Below are 19,726 nucleotides of genomic sequence, written 5' to 3'. Positions count from 1 at the left end.
GGCAAGCTGCTGGACGCTCGTGATGGGCTGAGGCACATGTCGGACGACCTGCCATGCCGGAGCAAGATTTGCGCGCGACCATCACCGACGTATCCCGCGAAGCGGGGGTATCGATCAAGACGGTATCGCGCGTGCTGAACAACGAACGTTATGTCGGATCGGAGACGCGCGCGCGGGTGCAGGCCGCGGTCGCGGCGCTCAACTTTCGGCCCAATGCCGCGGCACGCTCGCTGGCAGGGCGGCGCAGCTTCCAGATCGCGCTGATCTGCGACAATCCCAGCCCCTATTACGTCTATGACATGCAGTCAGGCATTCGCGATCGCTGCGTCGCCGCTGGCGTGCGGATGATCGCCCAGCCTTACGACCGGGGCTCGCCGACCTTGCTCGACGATATCGAAAGCCTGGTCGATGCGATCAATGTCGACGGGCTGATCCTGACGCCGCCGGTGACCGATTATCCCGCCGTGCTGGAACTGCTCGCCAAACGCGGGGTGCGCTTCGTGCGCGTGTCGCCGGGCGGCGATCTGGACCTGACCCCATCGACCTTCATCGACAATGCAGGCGCCGCGCAGGCAATGACCGCACATCTCATCGGCCTTGGTCACAGGCGGGTTGGGTTCGTGCGCGGGCATCCCGATTTCGCCACCAGCGGCCAGCGTTTCGAGGGCTATCGTGCGGCACTGGCAGCGGCCGGGATCGCCTTCGATGCCGCATTGGTGCGAGAGGGAAGCTACGACTTCGCCTCGGGATCGAGCGCGGCGGATGCCTTGCTCGACCTAGCCGCGCCGCCGAGCGCGATCTTTGCATCGAGCGATGACATGGCGGCCGGCGTGCTGGCCGCGGCGCACCGCCGCGGCATGCGGGTGCCCGAGCAATTGTCGGTGGCCGGGTTCGATGACACGGCGCTGGCAGGCGTGGTGTGGCCGCCGCTCACCACGATCCGGCAGCCGACGCGCGACATGGGCTATGCCGCGGCCGATCTGCTGCTGTCGGACGCCAGCGACCCGCACGAACGGCGCGAACTACGCTTCGAACTGGTAGTGCGCGGTTCGACCGGGCCGGTCGGCTAGCGCTACAACGCCGCGCGCAGCACCGCGCGCACGCCGGCGCGTTCGGTATCGTATTCGACGATCGACTGCAGGCTCTGCGCCATTGCGCGGATCAACTTGGTGCCAAGGCCGGTGCCGCGCGGCACGGCGCCCGGCACCATGCCGACGCCGTCATCCTCCACCGCCAGCACGAAATGCCCGTCGCCATCCTGGTTGAGCGCCACCCGCACTTCGCCGGCACGCGCCGGATAGGCATATTTGCAGGCATTGCTGACCAATTCGGTGACGATCACGCCCAACGACACCGCACGGTCGGTGGTCAGGCGGATCGGCTCGGCACTGAGCGACAGCGTGCGCGGCGCATCCGGCGTGGACCAGGTCTCGCCCAATTCGGACACCAGGGCGCCGAGATATTCCTGCATGTCGACGCTCTCGACCTGATTGGACGTGTAGAGCCGCCGGTGGACCTGCGCGATCGCGGCGATGCGGCGCTGCGTATCGGCCAGCGCATCGCGCGCCGCACCGTCGTCGAGTACGCCCGCCTGCATGCCGACCATCGCCGACACCAGCTGCAGGCTGTTGGCGACGCGGTGATTGACCTCGCTCAGCAACGCCCCGAGCCGCGCATTGCTCGCGCGCAACTCCTCTTCCGCTGCCGTCTTGGCCTGTTCGAGTCTGGCGCGCGCGAGCACCTGTTCAAACGCGCTGGCCAGCAGGTCGAAGAAATCCTCGCCGATCGTCTTCACGACATAATCCGCAGCGCCCGCTTTCAGCGCGGCGATCGCGATGCGCCCTTCTTCGGACCCCGTGACGTACACGACGGGCGGGACGGCCGGCAGCATCCGCAGCCGTTCGAGCGTCTCCAGCCCATCCATGCCCGGCATGTAATGATCAACGACGACCAGGTCGTACGGCTCGGCGGCGGCCATCTCGCACCCCGGCGCGCCGCCTTCGGCCAGCGCAACCTCATATCCACGCCGCGCCAGCGCCTTCGCCGCCAAGCGACGCAGACCGGCATCGTCGTCGATATACAGGACGCGCGGCTTGCTCACTGCTCGGCGAGATCCGGTACCTGGATGACCGACAGGAACAGCCCGAGCTGGCGGATCGCCTGGGCGAAGCTTTCGTAATTCACCGGCTTGGTGATGTAGACGTTGCAACCCAGATCGTAGCAGCGCTGGATCTCGACCTTGTCGTCGGTCGTCGTCAGCACCACGACCGGCGTGCGCTTCAATGCCGGCTCGCTCTTGATCTTGGCCAGGATATCCGTGCCGCTCATATCGGGCAGGTTGAGATCGAGCAGCACCAGGGCCGGGCCGTTGAGCGCCGGGCCGTGCTGGTGGTTGAACAGATAATCGAGCGCCGTCGTGCCATCGGTGAAATGGGTGATCTCGTTCATGATGCCGGCACGGCGGATGTTCTTCTCGATCAGCCGGGCATGACCCTCGTCATCCTCGATCATCACGATGCTGACGGATCGTGTCTCGTTCATATCTTGCCCTCTATCTCGCTGAGCGTTGCCGGCAGCGTTAGCCGAAAGGTGGCGCCCTTGCCCAGTTCCGAGCTGACGTCGATCACGCCGCCCAGCCTATAGGCCAGCGCGCGGACATGTGCGAGGCCGATCCCCTCGCCCGGCTGATCCTGGTTGCCGGCGCGGCGGAACAGGTCGAACACGCGCTGGTGATCGGTCGGGCCGATGCCGCGACCATTATCTTCCACCTCGAAGGTGACGCGCGCACCATGGCGCTGCGCCCGGACCACGATCCGTCCCGGCCGCCCGGGTTGCAGATATTTCACCGCATTCTCGATCAGGTTCGAAAAGATCTGCTCGATCGCGAGCCGGTCGGTGACGATCTCGGGCAGCTCGCCTTCCGTCGTCAGCGTCGCATCGCGATCGTCCATCATATGCTTCAACGATCGGCCGATCGTCTCCACCAGCGCGACCATGTCGACCGGCGCCGGCGCGATCACCCGCCGGCCTTCGCGCGACAGCTTCAGGATCGCGTTGATCAGCCGGTCCATCTTCTGCGTCGAGGTGCGGATGAAGCCGATCGCCTCCGGCAGATCCTCACGCGCCGCCAGCCTGGCGTCTTCGGTGACGATGTGCGGCGCTTCTGCCTCGGCCCGGTCGATCAGATCGGTGATGGATGCGGTAGCGGCATCGAGTTCGGCGGTGAAGCCCATCACGTTGACCAGCGGACTGCGCAGATCGTGGCTGACGATATAGGCGAAGCGCTGGATCTCCTCGTTCGCGCGGGAGAGATCGGCGGTGCGCTCCGAAACCAGCTCCTCCAGGCTGTCGGCGAAGTCGCGCAGCGTATCGCGCGAGGCGGCGAGATCGCGCGTGTAGCGCAGGATCGTGGCGACCGATGCCAGGGCGACCAGCAGCAATATTACGCCGGCAGCCGCCAGTATGAGATAGAATAAGCGGACATTGTCCTGCTGCTCGGCGTCGCGCACCTTCAACAATTGTTTTTCGCGATCCCGCATTGCGATGCCGAGCTCGCGCAGCCGGATCATCCGCCTGGCATTGGCCTCGCCGTCGAATTCGGTGAACGCCAGTGCAAGCTGCCCGGTGCGGGCGAGCGCGATGGTGCGGTCGCGGCGTGCCTTTAATTCGGCGATCTGCGCCTCCAACCGAACGATGTTCGCCTGCTGCGCGGCATTGTCCTGGGTCAGGCCACGGACCCGCGCGATCGCCACCGGCAGCTTGGCCGCCACCTTGTCATACGTTTCGAGATAGGATTGCTGCCGCGTCAGCAGGTAGCCGCGGCGGCTGGTTTCGCCTTGCTCGATCAGCAGGCCGGCCTCGGCGATCGCGATCTCCACCTCATACGTGTGGTTGACCCAGCGGGTATGCTCCTGATTGCGCGATGTCAGCCACGCCGCGCCGATACCGGCCACGATCAAGGCGGCGAAGCCCAGCACCATGCAGGCGATCAGGAAGCGACCGAGCCTCTTGCCGGTGCCGATCCGGCGGACGATTTTACCAAGCATCGGGCGCTTGTTACGCAAACGTTGCGATAAGCGCCAGCCATGCCGAATTGAGCGAGATCAATCGTCCCACAGCAAGCTGCCCTGCAGCGTCGGCCGCCCGACCAGCCCGCCACCGCGCCGCCGCGCCAGCTCGGTTTCCGCCGTGAAGCGCACGTCGATATCACGGTCGCCGAGGAACTTGTGCAGGCTATCCTCGTCGATCTCCTGCCACGTCTTGCCCCGATCCAGGCCGAAGCGCACGCGCGGCAGCAGGCCCGGCTGGTTCGACCAGTCGATCAGCTGCGCCAGACTCGCTTCGTTGAGCATGTCGCGCAGGTGGAAGGCAGTGACATAGGCATCGGGAAAGGCCCGGTGCGCGGGCAACCCGCGTTCATGCTCGATGCCGTGAGGTTTACGCCAGTAACGCAGCACCTGGTTGGAGAAACTGGGGCTGTCGGGCCATAGCCTGAGCGCGCATTTCCACGTGCAGATCCAGTCCGCGCCGCGAGTCAGTGCCGGCGTACAATATTGTTGCTCGAAATCCGCCCGGTGCGCCGCCAGTGCCAGGCGGCGGGGATAGGGATCGAGCACCGGCCGCGCGACATCCTGCCAGAACGGCGCATCGGCCACCTGTTCGTCGAGGATATGGTGGATCGCTTGGGTGATCGGCGGGATCGGGCGCCCCGGATTGACGTAGCGCTGCCCGCCCTCGCCGTGCAGCTCCCAGCGCCCGTCGGTACCGAGCGCGACATCCTGCCAACCGACCTCGCACACGCCATGCGCCGGCGGCGCCTGGCCCGTGGTTTCAAGATCGACGACGCGGATGATGGAAGGTTGGGGAGGGGGCATTCCCGCCTAAGTGGCGGTTCGGGGGGAGAAAAGCCAGCCTTGTTGCAACTTGCCCACGCCGGTGGGCCAGGGCTCGTCCCCCGCAGAAAACCTTCAATCCGAGTTGGCTCGGTCGCACTAAGAAACATTACAGTCACGTTCTCCCGCGAAAGCGGGAGCCCAGGGTTCCAAACGCCGGCGCTCGTGGCCTTGGGCCCCCGCTTTCGCGGGGGAACAAGAGATACATCTTCGAAGATTTAAGCCTAGGAACAAGTCCGGGGTGACGGCTTGGGTGATGCAAACACACACCCGCACCGACATCCCCAGACCTGGCCGTTGCCGCCCGCAGCCGTGCCTCAGTGCCCCGCCTGTTCCCCGCGCACCAGGCCGCTTGCCGCCAATTGCGCGTCGATCTGCGCCAGCAGGCGGTCGAGCGCCGCCTGATCCTTGGCCTCGGCGCGCGCGACCAGTACGTCCTGCGTGTTCGATGCGCGCAACAGCCACCAGCCGTCGGGCGTGTTGACGCGCGCACCATCGGTCCGATTGACCTCGGCACCCTCGGCCTCGAGGCGCTCGAGCACTTCGTCGATCACCGCGAACTTGCGGGCTTCATCGACCTGGAAGCGCATTTCCGGCGTGTTGACGAGCGCCGGCATTTCGCCGCGAATCTCCGTCATCGACTTGCCGATCATGTGCACCGCGCGGATCAGGCGCACGGCGGCATATTGCGCGTCGTCGAAGCCGTAATAATCGTGCGCGAAGAAGATGTGGCCGCTCATCTCGCCGGCCAGCGGCGCATGCGTCTCCTTCATCTTGGTCTTGATGAGCGAGTGGCCGGTCTTCCACATCAGCGGCTCGCCGCCCAGTTCGGCAATGCGGTCGTACAGCATCTGGCTCGCCTTCACGTCGGCGATGATCGTGGCGCCGGGCAGTTCCTTGAGCACCGGTACCGCCAGAATGGACAGAAGCTGATCGCCCCAGATCACACGGCCTTGGCCGTCAACGGCGCCGATCCGGTCACCGTCGCCATCGAAAGCCAGTCCGAAATCGAGCTGCTTGTCGGCGACGAGTTGTTTCAGATCGGCAAGGTTCTTCTCTTCGGTAGGATCGGGATGATGGTTGGGAAAATCGCCGTCCACGTCGGTGAACAGCAGGTGATGCTCACCCGGCAGCAATTGGGTGAGCTTCTCGATCACCGGGCCGCTGGCGCCGTTGCCGCAATCCCAGCCGATGCGGTATGCACCCCCGGCATAGCCGGCGATCAGGCGCCCGACATAATCGTCCTCGATGTCGGCGGCGGTGACCGTGCCCTCGCCTTCTTCCCAGTCGCCAGTCTCGGCAAGGCGCGCCAGATCCTGAATGTCAGCCCCGAAAAACGGCAGATGCTGCAGCACCATCTTGAAGCCATTATACTCGGCGGGATTATGGCTGCCGGTTATCTGGATGCCGCCATCCACTTCTAGGATGGCCTCGGCATAATACAGCATCGGCGTCGGCCCCATGCCGGTGCGCACCACATCCACCCCGCCCGCGGTGAGCCCTGCGACCAAGGCGGCTTCCAATTCGGCAGAGGAATGGCGGCCGTCTCGGCCGACGGCAACACGCGTGCCGCCCACGCGCCGCACACGCGTCGCGAAGCCGCGGCCGATCGCGGTCGCGTCGGCGGTCCCGAGGGTCTTACCGACGATGCCGCGAATATCGTACTCGCGCAGAGACGTGGGGTCGAAACGATGCGTCATCGGGGCTCCTGTCGGATGATTGGTTCGGATGCGTAATCGTCGACGCCCGGAATTGGTTCAATTCCGCGCCAGCGGACGAAAACTCAGCAGGCGAAGCTGCTACCGCTTGAGCAGCACGTCGCGCGCTGCGTTGATCCGGCGTGTCAGATCGGCCGACCCGCCTTTGTCCGGATGGACCGCGTTCAGCAGCCGGCGGTGCGCGGCGCGAACCGCATCGGCATCCGCGGTCGCATCGACCCCCAGGATGGCACGTGCCTCGGCCTGATCGATCAGCTGCTTGGGCTGCGTCCGCCGCAGCAACAGCCAGCCGGCGAACATAATCAGCGCAAAAAGGATCAGCTTGGACATCAGGCGGGCTGCGGCTGGCGCGCATCGCGCTGCGCCGCCTCGGGCAGAGCGAGTGCCGCCATCATCTCGCGCAATTCCTGTCGTGCGGCGACATGGCTGAGCCCCATCCCGCCGAATTCGCCGGCGTCGAGCATGGTCAATCCCTTGGGGAACAATTCGCGGTAGATCACGCGTTCGCCCAGCCCCGGAATGATGCGGAAGCCGACGCGCTTGGAGAGTTGGTCGAGCGCCTCGGAAACGCGCCGCATGTTGCGCGCCTCGATATGCTGCACGCGGTTGCGGAGCACCACCCAGTCGATCGTCGATCCATCGGCCTTGGCGCGGGCCTTGCGCGCATCCCAGATCAGCTCGGCATAGAAGCTCGGCCGCGTCACCTTGTAAGTGTCGGGATCGACCTGCCCGATCAGATCGAAATCGACGAAGCTGTCGTTCATCGGCGTGACCAGCGTGTCGGCACGCTGCGCAGCCAATCGTGCGAAGGGATCGTCGCGGCCGGGCGTGTCGATGACTAGGAAATCGCTCTCCCCGCTCAGCCGTGCGAACGTCTCTTCGAACCGCTCCAGGCTCTCGCCGTCATGCGTGGCATGGCGCGGAATGGGCAGTTCGCGTCCGGTGCGCTTCTGCGTCTCGGCGCGATTGTCGAGGTAGCGGCCGGTGGTGCGCTGGCGGTGATCGAGATCGAGCGCCGCGACGCGGGCGCCACGCGCCTGCAGCGCGATCGCCACGTGCACCGCCGTCGTCGACTTGCCTGTCCCGCCCTTTTCATTGGCGAAGACGATGATGTGTGGCTTTTGCGCAACCGTCGCCAAGTGCTTGACCATCCTATGTTGATCGGCCGGACCGCGGCCCATAGAAGGCCCGTCCGTCCCCGCCCATCTATTCCGATCGCCCTTACCGAAGGCCTAGCCCCCGTGCAAACCATCCGTCAGCTCGACCTGCTCCGCAGTGGGATCGCCGACCTCCGCGCCGGGGGCGACCGTATCGCCTTGGTGCCAACGATGGGTGCGTTGCACGCCGGGCACATGGCGCTGGTCGAGGCGGCAAAGCGGCCCGGCACGCGCGTCGTCGCGTCGATCTTCGTCAACCCGCGCCAATTCGGACCGAACGAGGATCTCAGCCGCTACCCGCGCAAGGAAACCGCCGATACGCGGATGCTGACCGAAGCCGGCTGCGACCTGTTGTGGCTACCCCCGGTCGAGGTGATGTACCCGGCGGGCTTTGCCACCAATGTCAGCGTCGGCGGGGTCAGCGACGGCCTGGACGGGGCATCGCGCCCGGGCCATTTCGATGGCGTCGCCACCGTCGTCACCAAATTGTTCAACCAGGTCCGCCCCGACATCGCCTATTTCGGCGAGAAGGACTTCCAGCAGCTGGCGGTCATCCGCCGCATGGTCGCCGATCTCGACATGGGGATCGACATCGTCGGGGTGCCGACGCAGCGCGAGGATGACGGGCTCGCGCTCTCCTCACGCAACATCTATCTCGACGAGGCGGAGCGCGCAAAGGCCGTGGCGTTACCGCGCGCGCTCGGCGTCGCTGCGCGTGCCATTCACAAGGGCGATGATCCGGAAATTGCGCTCGTCGTCGCGCGCGACTCGCTGTTCGCCGCCGGGTTCACGATCGATTACGTCGAGCTCGTCGATGCCGAGACGCTGGGCGCGCCCGATCCGCTACGCGCGCGCTATCTGGTCGCGGCGGCACGACTCGGGCAGACCCGGCTGATCGACAACCTCGCCGTCGATCCAGGGGAGTAAGGCTAAATTGCCGTTAACCAATTGTTGACCTCGGCTTGGCATGGTCGGTTCAACGACAATGGTTAACAGGGATTAAGAGCATGGGCAGCAGCCTGAACAATGCACATTTCCCCTTCGACAGCCGCATCGCGGATGCCGCTCGGGGCAATATCGACGCCTATCTCGATCTTGGCATGGCCTATTCGAGCGGCGCCTCGGGCATGCGGATCGACCTGATCGAAGCGCACAAATGGTTCAACCTCGCCGCCGTTGCCGGCAATGAGGAAGCGCAGGCCTGCCGATCAGAAATAGCCGAGGACATGAGCGCGCGCGAAATCGCCAGCGCACAGGCCGCGGCACGCGCCTGGCTACGCAGCACGCAACGCGAGGCGGCGTAGCGTTACTCCTCCCCGGTACGGGGAGGAGTAACGCTCGGCTTCTTCAGCCGAGTGGTGGAGGAGGCCCTCCACAAGCGGTGCCGTTACCGGCCCACCCCCTCCGTCAGCCTGCGCTGCCACCTCCCCGTTTCGGGGAGGAGTTTACGCCATGGCCTTCTTCGCCGCTGGCTTCTTTGCGGCAGGCTTCTTCGCCGCGACCTTCTTCTCCGGCGCCGTGCCGTCCGACATCGCGGCAGCTGGCTTCTTCACCGCGGCCTTCTTGGCCGGCGCCTTCTTCTTAACCTTTTTCGCCGGGGCCGCCGCAGCGCGCGCGTCGATCAGCTGCGCCGCTTCTTCCAACGTCAGCGCGTCCTTCTCGATCGACTTCGGCAGGGTGGCGTTGGTCTCGCCATCGGTGACGTAGGCGCCGTAGCGCCCTTCCATCAGCTTGATCTCCGCCTCGGTGCGCGGATGCAGGCCAAGCACCTTGAGCGGTGGCTGCGCCCCGCGCTGCGGCCGCCCGCCGCCGGCCGCCGCTTCGGCGAGCTTGACCACTGCCGTGTTCATCCCCGTCTCGAACACGTCCGCTGTCGAGGTCAGCCGCGCATATTTGCCGGCATGCGCCAGATACGGCCCATAACGCCCGATCGAGGCGGTGATCGGCTCGCCCGTTTCAGGGTGCGTGCCGACCGTGCGTGGCAGGCTCAGCAGCTTGATTGCCCATTCGAGATCCAGCTCGCCCGGCAGATCCTTTGGAATCGATGCGCGCTTCGCCTCCTTGCCTTCGCCCAGCTGAATATAGGGCCCAAACCGCCCCGACTTGCGCTCGATCGGCAAGCCGGTCTCGGGATCCTGGCCCAAGGTTTCCGGCCCGGTATCCGCACCGTCCTCGCCGCCGGGCTGCCCAAAACGCCGCGTATATTTGCACTCAGGATAGTTCGAGCAAGCGACAAACGCGCCGAACTTGCCGCCGCGCAGGGCCAGACGCCCCTCGCCGCAATTGGGACACAGCCGCGCATCGCCACCATCAGCGTGTGCCGGGAATAGGTAGGGTTCAAGGAAGATATCAAGCTCGGCTGTTACTTCCGACGGCTTCTGATCCATCACCTCGGTAGTGCGCGGCTTGAAGTCCTGCCAGAACGCGGCAAGCACTGCCTGCCACTCCGCGCGCCCGCCCGACACTTCGTCGAGTTCGTCTTCCAGACCCGCGGTGTAATCGTAGCCGACATAGCGCTCGAAGAAGCGTTCAAGAAACGCCGTTACCAGCCGGCCCGACTCCTCGGCAAAAAAGCGGTTCTTCTCGACGCGCACATACGCGCGATCCTTCAGCGTCTTGATGATCGAGGCGTAGGTCGATGGTCGGCCGATGCCGAGCTCCTCCATCCGCTTGACCAAAGATGCCTCGGAAAAACGCGGCGGCGGCTGCGTGAAATGCTGCTCGGCATGCACCGCCTTCTTCGCCGGCGCATCGCCCTCGCGCAGGCGAGGCAGGCGCTTGGCGTCCTCGTCCTGGCTGTCGTCGCTGCCCTCTTCGTACAGCGCCAGATAGCCGGGGAACAACACCACCTGGCCGGTGGCCCGGAGGCCGGTATGCCCCGAGCCGTCAAGCAATTCTACCGTGGTCCGCTCCATCCGGGCGCTCGCCATCTGGCTGGCCAGCGCGCGCTTCCAGATCAGGTCATACAGCCGCGCATGATCGCCGGCGCCGACCTTGTCCTTGCCGAAATCAGTCGGGCGGATCGCTTCGTGCGCTTCCTGCGCGTTCTTGGCCTTGGTGGTGTAGACGCGCGGCTTATCCGGCACGTAGCTCGCGTCGTAGCGATTGGCGACGGCAAGGCGGGCGGCCGAGATCGCACTCGAATCCATCTGCACGCCGTCGGTGCGCATGTAAGTGATGGCCCCGTCCTCGTAGAGGCCCTGCGCGATGCGCATCGTGTGATCCGCCGAGAAGCCGAGCTTGCGCGAGGCTTCCTGCTGTAGAGTAGAGGTGGTGAACGGCGGCGGCGGGTTGCGCGAAGCGGGCTTGGTCTCGACCGTCTGAACGCTGAACCGCCCTTCCTCGACCGCAGCCTTGGCGCGCAGCGCAGCGCCTTCTTCGCCGATCGACAGCCGGTCGAGCTTCTTGCCCTCGAACGTCACAAGGCGCGCAACGAACGGCGTGCCGTCATGTTCGAAATCGGCGGTTACCGACCAATATTCCTGCGCCCGGAACGCTTCGATCTCGCGCTCCCGGCTGACGATCAGGCGTAGCGACACCGATTGCACGCGTCCTGCCGACTTGGCACCCGGCAGCTTGCGCCACAGCACCGGCGACAGCGTGAAGCCGACCAGATAATCAAGCGCACGGCGCGCGCGGTACGCGTCGATCAGATCGTCGTCCAATTCGCGCGGATGCTTCATTGCCTCGGTCACCGTCGCTTTGGTGATCGCGTTGAAGGTCACGCGCTGCACGTCTTTCGGCAGCGCCTTGCGGTTGCGCAGCACTTCCTGGACATGCCAGCTGATCGCCTCGCCCTCGCGATCCGGATCGGTCGCCAGGATCAAGCGGTCGGCGGTCTTGGCGAGATCGGTGATCGCCTTCAGCTGCTTCGACTTGTCGGCGTAATTTTCCCATTCCATCGCGAACCCCTCGTCGGGGTTCACCGAGCCGTCCTTGGGCGGCAGATCGCGGACATGGCCGTAGGAGGCGAGGACGCGATAGTCCGAGCCTAAGTATTTTTCGATGGTCTTCGCCTTGGCGGGCGATTCGACGATGACGAGCTGCATGGGGTGTGCTTGTGTCCTTACGTGTACGCGCGAGGGTGGCAACGCCGGGGGAGCGCCGTCAATAGGGGGCGCCAACGATCGGCGGCAAGTGCGCTCACGCCCTTGGCGCCGTCACGCGCCCGCTGCGCTCCAGCTTGCCCCAACCGACCACCACGCCGCGCACCGCCGCACCCAACGCCTTGAGCACGACATAATACATCACCTGGCGGTAGCCGATGCGCTGCGGGATCAGTAGCCAGAGCAGCCGCCAGCGCTCGCGCCGTTCCAGCGCAAAGGCGATGACGGCGGCGAGAAGGTCGATCGCGGTGAAGATCAGCCAGTAGAGCGCCATCGTCTCGACATCACCCGAACTCTGCGCCCAGCCATGCGCGCGCACCGTGAGCCAGGTGCCGATCAGACCGATGATCAGCGCCAGATCGATGATCGGCGAGATCGAGGCGAACAGGATCTGGAACAGGATCGCTTGCGGCAGGCCAACGCGGGCGAGGCCCTTCGGCCGACCCTGCGCAATTATGCCGCGATGCTTCCACAGGCATTGCAGCGTGCCGAACGCCCAGCGGTACCGCTGCTTGGCGAGTGCGCGGAAAGTCTCCGGTGCCTCGGTCAGGGCGACGGCATATTGGTCGTAATGCACAGCCCAGCCGAGCCGCTGGATGGCGATCGTCAGATCCTGATCCTCAGCCAGCGTATCGGCGGGATAGCCCCCCGCCTCGGCGATCGCCGCACGCCGCCATGCGCCGACCGCTCCGGGGACCACCGTGATGGCATCCAGCCGGGCCAGCGCGCGCCGTTCGAGGTTTTGCGCGGTGATATATTCCAGCGCCTGCCAGCGCGTGACGAGGTTCACGCGGTTACCGACCTTGGCGTTGCCAGCCACAGCGCCGAGCTTTGGTCCGAGCACCGGGTCGCCAAACCAGCGCGCGAGCCGGGCAATGGTGGTCGGCTCGAACTGGGTGTCGGCGTCGAGCGCGATGACGATCTCGCCGCTGGCCAGTTCCAGCCCACGATTGAGCGCGTGCGCCTTGCCGCCATTGGCGAGCGTCATCAAGCGGACGCGGGGCTCATCGGCAAAAGCCTCCGTCACCACCGCCGACGTACGATCGCGCGAGCCATCATCGATCACGATCACTTCCAGACGGACGTCGCTGCTCTCCAGCACCCGGCGCACGGCGCGCTCGATCACGCGCTCCTCGTTATAGGCAGGGATCAGCACGCTGACGAACAGGTTGGGGTCGAGCGGCGGGAACAACGTACGGGCCTCGCGTCGCGCCTGCCACAAGGCCAGCCCCGACAGCAGCAGCGCGCGAACGATACCCAAAGTGATGGCGATGCCGAACAGCCAGCCGAGCAGGATCTGCACATCGCCAAGCGCGGTGAACAGGCCGAGATCGATCCACGCCGCGACGCGATCGCCGGCCGAGATCGGCGGCATGACCGCCTCGTGACTTAGCCCGGCGAGGCGCGACACCGGCACGAAGGTAAAGCCCCGCGCGCGGAGTTCGCGGATGATAAGCGGCAGCGCCGCGACGGTCTGTGCGCGATTGCCGCCGGCGTCGTGGAGCAGCACGACCTGCGCGCTACGCTCGGCATCGCCGGCGGTGACCTGATCGACGGTGCGCTGAACGATCGCGGCGACGCCAGGCCTCTTCCAGTCATCCGGATCGACATGCAGGCCGACTGACAGATAGCCGAGTTGCTGCGCCTGCGCGACGGGCGAAATTTCGTCTGCGGTGGTCGGTTCGGCATCGCCGAAATAGGGCGCGCGGAATAGGCGCAGCGAATGGCCGGTAAAGGCCTGGAACAGCCGCTGGTTGGCGTTCAGCTCCAGCGTCGTCTGGCGATCGGTGGCGTTGGCCAGATTGGGGTGGGTGTAGGTGTGGCTGCCCACCTCATGCCCCTCGGCCACTTCGCGTACCAGCAGTGCGCGCTCTGTCAGCGCATTCTCGCCGACCATGAAAAAGGTCGCCGGCACGCCTTCGGCCTTGAGGATGTCGAGCACGCGCGGCGTCCACTGCTTGTCGGGCCCGTCGTCGAAGGTCAGCGCAATGAGGCCCGGTCGATAACCGGTTCGCTGGATCTGGTATGGCAAGGGTAGCCGATCGAACGTCACGTCGGCGATGCTGCCATCGGCGGCGACGCTCACCCGCCGCGCGCCATCCACCGGCGTCGCGCCGATGCGCAGGATCTCGCCGCTGCCCTCGATATCGACATTGGTGCTGGCGGAGATCGCGCTGATCGCCCCGGCTTTGGGCAACGCCCGATGCGATCGCCCGAATAGCTGCCACAGCGCCGGATCCTCCGCGCCCAATCGCCACAAGGCCACAGCCTGCAGACCGTTGCCGGACAGCCATTTCAGCTGGTTGTAGGCCGACGCTGCATCCAGCATCCACACGTCATGCGTCCGACCGGCCTCGGCATACGCGAAATGGCTGTTGCCGCTCTGTTTGTCATACACCGGCTTGACCGCGGAATCGTGGGCCGCCAGCCACGCTTCCTCGATCGACGGCGCATCCGTCGTGCCGCCGGCGGTCCAATCATAGGCGTAATTGCCGAACGCCACGACGAGCTTGCCGCGCGGTATGCCTTGCGCCGAGCGCGCGACCTGCTCGATGAACCAGCGCTGCGACGCGATCGGGCCCGCCTCCCCGCCCTGATAATGCTCGTCATAGGCCATCAGGAACAATCGGTCGGACACTGCGGCGAAGGCCGGCAAATCCCAGCCGGGATTGCCGACCGGTGCGGCCAGCGCCACCACCAGCCCGCGGGCGCCGAACCGCGCCTTCGCCTCGCGCAGGAACAGCCGATAGTTCGACAACGCATCGCCCGGCAGATCCTCGAAATCGAAGAACACGCCGCCTGCCTGGTTGGTACGCAGCATCGCGTCGATCTGCCCCAGCGCCACTGCCCGCGCGCGCGGATCTGCGAGCAGCGCCGCCATGCCTGGACCGTCCCAGTCGCCGTCCTTGGCATTCTGCACCATCGGCAGCAGCTTGGGCCGGTGCGCCGCTGCGCTGATGATCGCCTTGCCCGCCGCGTCGGGGAACATCGTCACCGCATGGTTGCCCCCGGTAATCGACATCCAGCCTGGGATCAGCCAGTCGAGCTCACCGATATGGCGGCGTAGCGAGGCCGTGCTGGCATCGTCCCAGGGCGCGTGGAAGGCAATGGCGAGCGGCGCCTCGGCCGGCTGCGTTCCGAGCATTCGCCGCGCGTAGCGCAGCGCATGGCGCAGCTTCGGGCCATGCTGCCCCGCATTCGCCTCGGCCCCAAGCCCATGGACCGGCGGCCGCTCGACCGCAAAGGGCAGAGGCGGCTGCGGCAGCACGTCCAGGATCGAGCCGACGAACAATATGCCTGCCAGCAGCACGAGCGCTACAAACGCGGCCTGTGCCAGACGAAATCGGCGGCGGCGGCGGCCCGAGGCATCGTAGAAGATCGGTTCGGCCACGTCGGTTTCTTCTCGTTGGTAGCGGCATTGGCGACATTTGCAGCCGCTCGCACGATCGCCGCGCTGAGCGATGCGTACGTCCGGCGGCGACGAACTACAATCCGGCCTCGCTCGGTGCCGGCTTCCCCATCATGACAGGCCGACCCGCCCGCCGGCGTGACGCTCCAGCCGCCCGGCCAGTTCCAGCTCGAGCAGCACCGTCTGCACGATCGCCGGCGCCATGCCGGACTGGCGGATCAACTCGTCCACCGCCACCGGCACGGGGCCCAGCAATGTCACGACATCCTGGCGTTCGGTGTCGCTCGCGTCCTCGGGCGGCGCGCTATCGAAGCGGCTGGCACCCGAACGCACCATTCGGGCATCGATCGGGCGCACCGTCTCCAGCACGTCCGCCGCGGACTGGATCAGCACTGCGCCATCGCGGATCAGGCCGTTACAGCCCTGCGCTCGCGGATCGAGCGGGCTGCCGGGTACCGCCATGACTTCCCGGCCCGCCTCGCCCGCCAGCCGCGCGGTGATCAGCGAGCCCGAGCGGGGGGCGGCCTCCACCACCACGGTGCCGACCGCCAGCCCGGCGATGATGCGGTTGCGGTACGGGAAGTGCCGCGCACGCGGTTCGGTGCCCGGCGGCTGTTCGGCGACCAGCAGGCCATCGCTGGCGATCCGCTCCTGCAGGGCAGCATTCTCCGGCGGATAGACCACGTCGAGCCCGCCCGCGATGACGCCGATCGTGCCGCCGCCCGCGGTCGATCCTCCGACCGCACCAGCATGCGCCGCGGTGTCGATGCCGCGCGCCAGCCCCGAGACCACGGCAATACCCTGGTCGGCCAGCTCGTAGGCGATCTGCCGGGCAAAGCGGCAGGCAGCAGCCGAGGCGTTGCGCGCGCCGACCATCGCCACCCCAGTGCGGCCGAGCAGCGCGAGATCACCGCGCACCGTCAGCGCGGGCGGCGCGTCGTCGAGCTCAGCCAGCAAGGCTGGATACGCGGCATCGCCGATGAACAGGTGTCGCCCGCCCATCCTGGCGACCTGCGTCAATTCGCGCTCGGCGATGCCGGCATCGGCCACTGTCGGCGCGCGACCACCGCCACGTTGTGCCAAGCCCGGCAGCGCCTCGATCGCCGCCGCGGCATCGCCGAAGCGTGATACGAGCTGGCGGTAGGTGACCGGGCCGATCTGCGCGGTGCGGATCAGCCGCAGCCGGGCGACCGCCGCGGCATCAGCCATGTTTGCGCCCCAGGCGTGGCTCGGTGCCGGAAAGCAGACGATCGATATTCTCGCGGTGCTTCCACAGCACCAGCAGGCAGAGCGCGATCAGCAGCAGCACGATATCGAATTGGGCATAGAAAGCGGCGCTCACCGGCGCGCTGATCGCCGCCCCCATGCCGGCGACCGAGGAGATGCGCAGGGCCGCCAGCAGCCCGAGCCACACCGCGGCATAGATCAGCCCGCACGGCCAGTGCAGCGCGAGCACGATGCCCATCAACGTCGCGACGCCCTTGCCACCACGGAACTTCAGCCAGACCGGATACAGATGGCCGAAAAACGCCGCCGCTGCAGCGACCACGGCAGTGCCGGGGAACAGCCACTCGCACAGCATCACCGCCAGCCAGCCCTTGAAGCCATCGAGCAGCAAGGTGGCGGCGGCCAGTCCCTTGCGCCCGGTGCGCAGCACGTTGGTCGCGCCGGTATTGCCGGACCCGATCTGGCGCAGATCGCCGGCGCCCGCGGCCCGCGTCAGCAACACGCCGAACGGGATCGAGCCCAGCAGATAGCCGAGCAGCAGGGCCAAGGCCGGCGCCATCCAGAGATATTCGGTCAGCAAGATACGTGCGGCCCCCTTATGTTCGCTTATAGCGGGACTCCGCCTGCCTGCCAACAATCTCCATCAACCGGCTTCACGCCGCGCCGCGGGGCGGTAAGGAGGAAGCATGAGTGACAAGCGCCCGATCCTGTTCTTCGATTCCGGTGTCGGCGGATTGTCGGTGCTCGGCCCCACCCGCGCGCTGCTGCCACAGGCCCCGTTCGTCTATGCCGCGGATTCGGCGGGCTTCCCGTACGGCACCAAGAGCGAGGCGGAGATCGCGGTGCGCGTGCCGGCATTGCTTGGGCGGCTGGCGGAGCGCTACCGTCCACGGCTGATCGTCATCGCCTGCAATACCGCGTCTACCATCGCGCTCGCCGACGTGCGCGCGGCGCTGGATGTGCCGGTGGTCGGCACCGTGCCTGCGATCAAGCCCGCCGCCGAGGTGAGCGCCACGCGCGTGATCGGCGTGCTCGGCACTGACGCCACGGTACGCCAGCCTTATGTCGACGATCTTGCCGCGCGCTTTGCCGGTGACTGCCTGGTGCTGCGGCATGGCTCGGCCGAACTGGTCGCGCTGGCCGAGGCGAAACTGCACGGCAGGGCCACCGATCCAACGCGCTATGCCGCGATCCTGCAAGGGCTGTTCGGGCAGGAGGGCGGGATGCGGATCGACACGATCGTCAATGCCTGCACGCATTTCCCGCTGGTGGTGGACGAGTTGAAGGCAGCGGCGCCCGGAATCCGCTTCGTCGATGGCAGCGCGGGGATCGCGCGGCGGATTGCGTATCTCGTCGGGGATCAGGATTGGCCGTCGGCGGCAGGCATTGGCCGTGCCGTGTTCACGCGTGCGGATGCAGCTAGCGAAGCGCTGGTGCCCGCCCTGGCCACCTTCGGCCTGGATCGTATCGAAGCGCTGTAGCGCGCGATGCCGCTGGAAATGGCCGCAAACTGGCGCTAGGGCGCTTGGATGGACGCGGACCTCAAACGCACGCGCGGAGTCGATTACTCGCGCATCTTCAGCCAGGCGATCGACCGCCTGCACGTCGAGGGCCGCTACCGCGTGTTCATCGACATCCTGCGCAACAAGGGCGCTTTCCCCAACGCGCGCTGCTTCGCCGGGCATAACGGCCCGAAGCCGATCACTGTGTGGTGCTCGAACGATTACCTCGCGATGGGGCAACATCCCGACGTGATCGCCGCGATGGAAGCGGCATTGCACGATGTCGGTGCCGGCTCGGGCGGCACCCGCAACATCGGCGGCAACACGCATTACCATGTCGATCTGGAGGCGGAACTCGCCGATCTGCACGGCAAGGAAGCGGCCTTGCTGTTCACCAGCGGCTATGTCTCGAACGAGGCGACACTGGCAACCTTGGCCAAGATCCTGCCCGGCTGCATCATCTTTTCCGACGAGATGAACCATGCCTCGATGATCGCCGGCATCCGCAATTCCGGCTGCGAAAAGCACGTCTTCCGCCACAATGACCTCGAGCATCTCGAGGAGTTGCTCGCCGCGGTCGATCCGCAGGCGCCCAAACTGATCGCGTTCGAAAGCGTCTATTCGATGGAAGGGGACGTCGCACCGATCGCAGCGATCTGCGACTTGGCCGACAAATACAGCGCGCTGACCTATCTCGACGAAGTCCATGCGGTCGGCATGTATGGCCCGCGCGGTGGCGGCATCTCCGAACGCGAACGCGTGGCCGACCGGCTGACGATCATCGAGGGAACGCTGGCCAAGGCGATCGGCGTGATGGGCGGCTACATCACCGCCGACCAGACGATCATCGACGTGATCCGCAGTTATGCGCCGGGCTTCATCTTCACCACTAGCCTGTCCCCTGTGTTGGTCGCCGGGGCACTGGCCAGCATCCGCCATCTGAAAAGCTCGAATGTCGAGCGTGACGGGCAGCAGGCGGCGGCCGCGATGCTGAAGACGATGTTCGCCGATGCCGGGCTGCCGGTGATGAACTCGACCACGCATATCGTGCCGTTGATGGTCGGCGATCCGATCAAGGCCAAGAAGATCAGCGATATCCTGCTTGCCGAGTACGGCGTGTACGTGCAGCCGATCAATTATCCGACCGTGCCGCGCGGCAGCGAGCGGCTGCGCTTCACGCCGGGCCCGGCGCATGACGAGGCGATGATGCGCGACCTGACCAGCGCGCTGGTCGAGATCTGGAGCCGGCTGGAACTGCGCAAGGCCGCTTGATGGCCAAGCGCAACGCTGCAGACTGGACGCTGGCGCAAGGCAAGGCCGGCGGCAGCACGACGATCATCCGTGCCCTCGCGCGCGTGCCGCTGGCAGAGCAGCGGAGCGCCCGCCCGGTGCTGGTGCTGGTCACCTGGGAGTTCGATGGGACCGCGACCGCCGGCATGCCGGACCGCGCGACCTACGACCGAATCACCGACTTCGAGGAAGTCATCTTCGATTCGATCGCAGCCGAAGATTGGGCGACCGAAGCTGCCGCGATCACCGGAAACGGCGCGAAGCAATGGCGCTATTACACCAACGACGGCGAGGACTTCGCGAAGCGATTCAGCGAGGCGCTGGACGGCCATCCGCGCTATCCCGTCGAATTAGAGGCTGCCCCTGATCCGGAATGGCAAGGGCTGCGCGAAGTACAGCCGGCGGCTTGATCCGCGGCGCGGCCG

At 66.2% G+C, this 19,726-nt stretch carries 17 protein-coding genes; 6 read left to right on the top strand and 11 right to left on the bottom strand.

The window, feature by feature from the left end; genetic code table 11:
• The first annotated feature begins 53 nt into the window (after window positions 1-53).
• Window positions 54-1,070, top strand: coding sequence for a LacI family DNA-binding transcriptional regulator (locus NV382_RS14215; RefSeq protein ID WP_260597382.1), 1,017 nt, complete (start codon window positions 54-56; stop codon window positions 1,068-1,070).
• Between the two features lie 2 nt (window positions 1,071-1,072).
• Here the strand turns inward: NV382_RS14215 and NV382_RS14210 are convergent, their stop codons facing one another.
• The 7 genes from NV382_RS14210 to NV382_RS14180 all read right to left on the bottom strand — a co-directional run bounded on the left by NV382_RS14210 (window position 1,073) and on the right by NV382_RS14180 (window position 7,761).
• Window positions 1,073-2,101, bottom strand: a complete 1,029-nt coding sequence (locus NV382_RS14210) for a sensor histidine kinase (protein WP_260597381.1) — start codon at window positions 2,099-2,101, stop codon at window positions 1,073-1,075.
• On the bottom strand, window positions 2,098-2,541 hold the full coding sequence (locus NV382_RS14205; protein WP_260597380.1) for a response regulator: 444 nt from the start codon (window positions 2,539-2,541) through the stop codon (window positions 2,098-2,100). Before NV382_RS14205 ends, NV382_RS14210 begins: the two co-directional genes overlap by 4 nt.
• Entirely contained in the window at window positions 2,538-4,046 is a 1,509-nt protein-coding gene (locus NV382_RS14200; protein ID WP_260597379.1) for a sensor histidine kinase, read from the bottom strand. The genes NV382_RS14205 and NV382_RS14200 overlap by 4 nt, the downstream gene beginning before the upstream one ends.
• 57 nt (window positions 4,047-4,103) lie before the next feature.
• Entirely contained in the window at window positions 4,104-4,874 is a 771-nt protein-coding gene (locus tag NV382_RS14195; RefSeq protein ID WP_260597378.1) for a 3'-5' exonuclease, read from the bottom strand.
• A gap of 335 nt (window positions 4,875-5,209) precedes the next feature.
• Window positions 5,210-6,592, bottom strand: a complete 1,383-nt coding sequence (gene pgmG, locus NV382_RS14190) for a phosphoglucomutase/phosphomannomutase PgmG (protein WP_260597377.1) — start codon at window positions 6,590-6,592, stop codon at window positions 5,210-5,212.
• A 99-nt stretch (window positions 6,593-6,691) separates the two neighbouring features.
• Window positions 6,692-6,940, bottom strand: coding sequence for a J domain-containing protein (locus NV382_RS14185; protein ID WP_260597376.1), 249 nt, complete (start codon window positions 6,938-6,940; stop codon window positions 6,692-6,694).
• Window positions 6,940-7,761: a division plane positioning ATPase MipZ gene (locus NV382_RS14180; RefSeq protein ID WP_260597375.1), complete on the bottom strand. Its 822-nt coding sequence runs from the start codon at window positions 7,759-7,761 to the stop codon at window positions 6,940-6,942. The genes NV382_RS14185 and NV382_RS14180 overlap by 1 nt, the downstream gene beginning before the upstream one ends.
• Before the next feature lie 90 nt (window positions 7,762-7,851).
• Between NV382_RS14180 and panC the strand changes: the two genes are divergently transcribed.
• Window positions 7,852-8,694: a pantoate--beta-alanine ligase gene (gene panC / locus NV382_RS14175; RefSeq protein WP_260597374.1), complete on the top strand. Its 843-nt coding sequence runs from the start codon at window positions 7,852-7,854 to the stop codon at window positions 8,692-8,694.
• 80 nt (window positions 8,695-8,774) lie between these two features.
• The gene (locus tag NV382_RS14170) at window positions 8,775-9,071 is read left to right on the top strand and encodes a hypothetical protein (protein WP_260597373.1); all 297 of its coding nucleotides are present in this window, start codon (window positions 8,775-8,777) and stop codon (window positions 9,069-9,071) included.
• A gap of 141 nt (window positions 9,072-9,212) precedes the next feature.
• Here NV382_RS14170 and topA read toward each other — a convergent pair whose 3' ends face one another.
• The 4 genes from topA to plsY form a co-directional block, all read right to left on the bottom strand.
• On the bottom strand, window positions 9,213-11,816 hold the full coding sequence (topA, locus tag NV382_RS14165) for a type I DNA topoisomerase (RefSeq protein ID WP_260597372.1): 2,604 nt from the start codon (window positions 11,814-11,816) through the stop codon (window positions 9,213-9,215).
• Between the two features lie 94 nt (window positions 11,817-11,910).
• Window positions 11,911-15,264, bottom strand: a complete 3,354-nt coding sequence (locus NV382_RS14160) for a polysaccharide deacetylase family protein (protein ID WP_260597371.1) — start codon at window positions 15,262-15,264, stop codon at window positions 11,911-11,913.
• Between the two features lie 129 nt (window positions 15,265-15,393).
• Window positions 15,394-16,491: a DNA-processing protein DprA gene (dprA, locus tag NV382_RS14155; RefSeq protein ID WP_260597370.1), complete on the bottom strand. Its 1,098-nt coding sequence runs from the start codon at window positions 16,489-16,491 to the stop codon at window positions 15,394-15,396.
• Window positions 16,484-17,068 carry a glycerol-3-phosphate 1-O-acyltransferase PlsY gene (gene plsY / locus NV382_RS14150; RefSeq protein ID WP_260600424.1) on the bottom strand — a complete coding sequence of 195 codons (585 nt, stop codon included), beginning with the start codon at window positions 17,066-17,068 and terminating at the stop codon, window positions 16,484-16,486. Before plsY ends, dprA begins: the two co-directional genes overlap by 8 nt.
• Before the next feature lie 127 nt (window positions 17,069-17,195).
• Between plsY and murI the strand changes: the two genes are divergently transcribed.
• The 3 genes from murI to NV382_RS14135 are packed head-to-tail and all read left to right on the top strand — an operon-like array spanning window position 17,196 to window position 19,711.
• Complete coding sequence (murI, locus tag NV382_RS14145) at window positions 17,196-17,990, top strand: glutamate racemase (protein ID WP_260597369.1); 795 nt, start codon at window positions 17,196-17,198, stop codon at window positions 17,988-17,990.
• A 48-nt stretch (window positions 17,991-18,038) separates the two neighbouring features.
• The gene (gene hemA, locus NV382_RS14140) at window positions 18,039-19,283 is read left to right on the top strand and encodes a 5-aminolevulinate synthase (protein WP_260597368.1); all 1,245 of its coding nucleotides are present in this window, start codon (window positions 18,039-18,041) and stop codon (window positions 19,281-19,283) included.
• Complete coding sequence (locus NV382_RS14135) at window positions 19,283-19,711, top strand: DUF695 domain-containing protein (RefSeq protein ID WP_260597367.1); 429 nt, start codon at window positions 19,283-19,285, stop codon at window positions 19,709-19,711. The genes hemA and NV382_RS14135 overlap by 1 nt, the downstream gene beginning before the upstream one ends.
• Window positions 19,712-19,726: the final 15 nt, after the last annotated feature.

The organism is Sphingomonas endolithica (genome assembly GCF_025231525.1).
Lineage (GTDB): Bacteria > Pseudomonadota > Alphaproteobacteria > Sphingomonadales > Sphingomonadaceae > Sphingomonas > Sphingomonas endolithica.
Note: the sequence above shows the minus strand (reverse complement) of the source record. Positions and strands in the feature narration are given on the sequence as shown.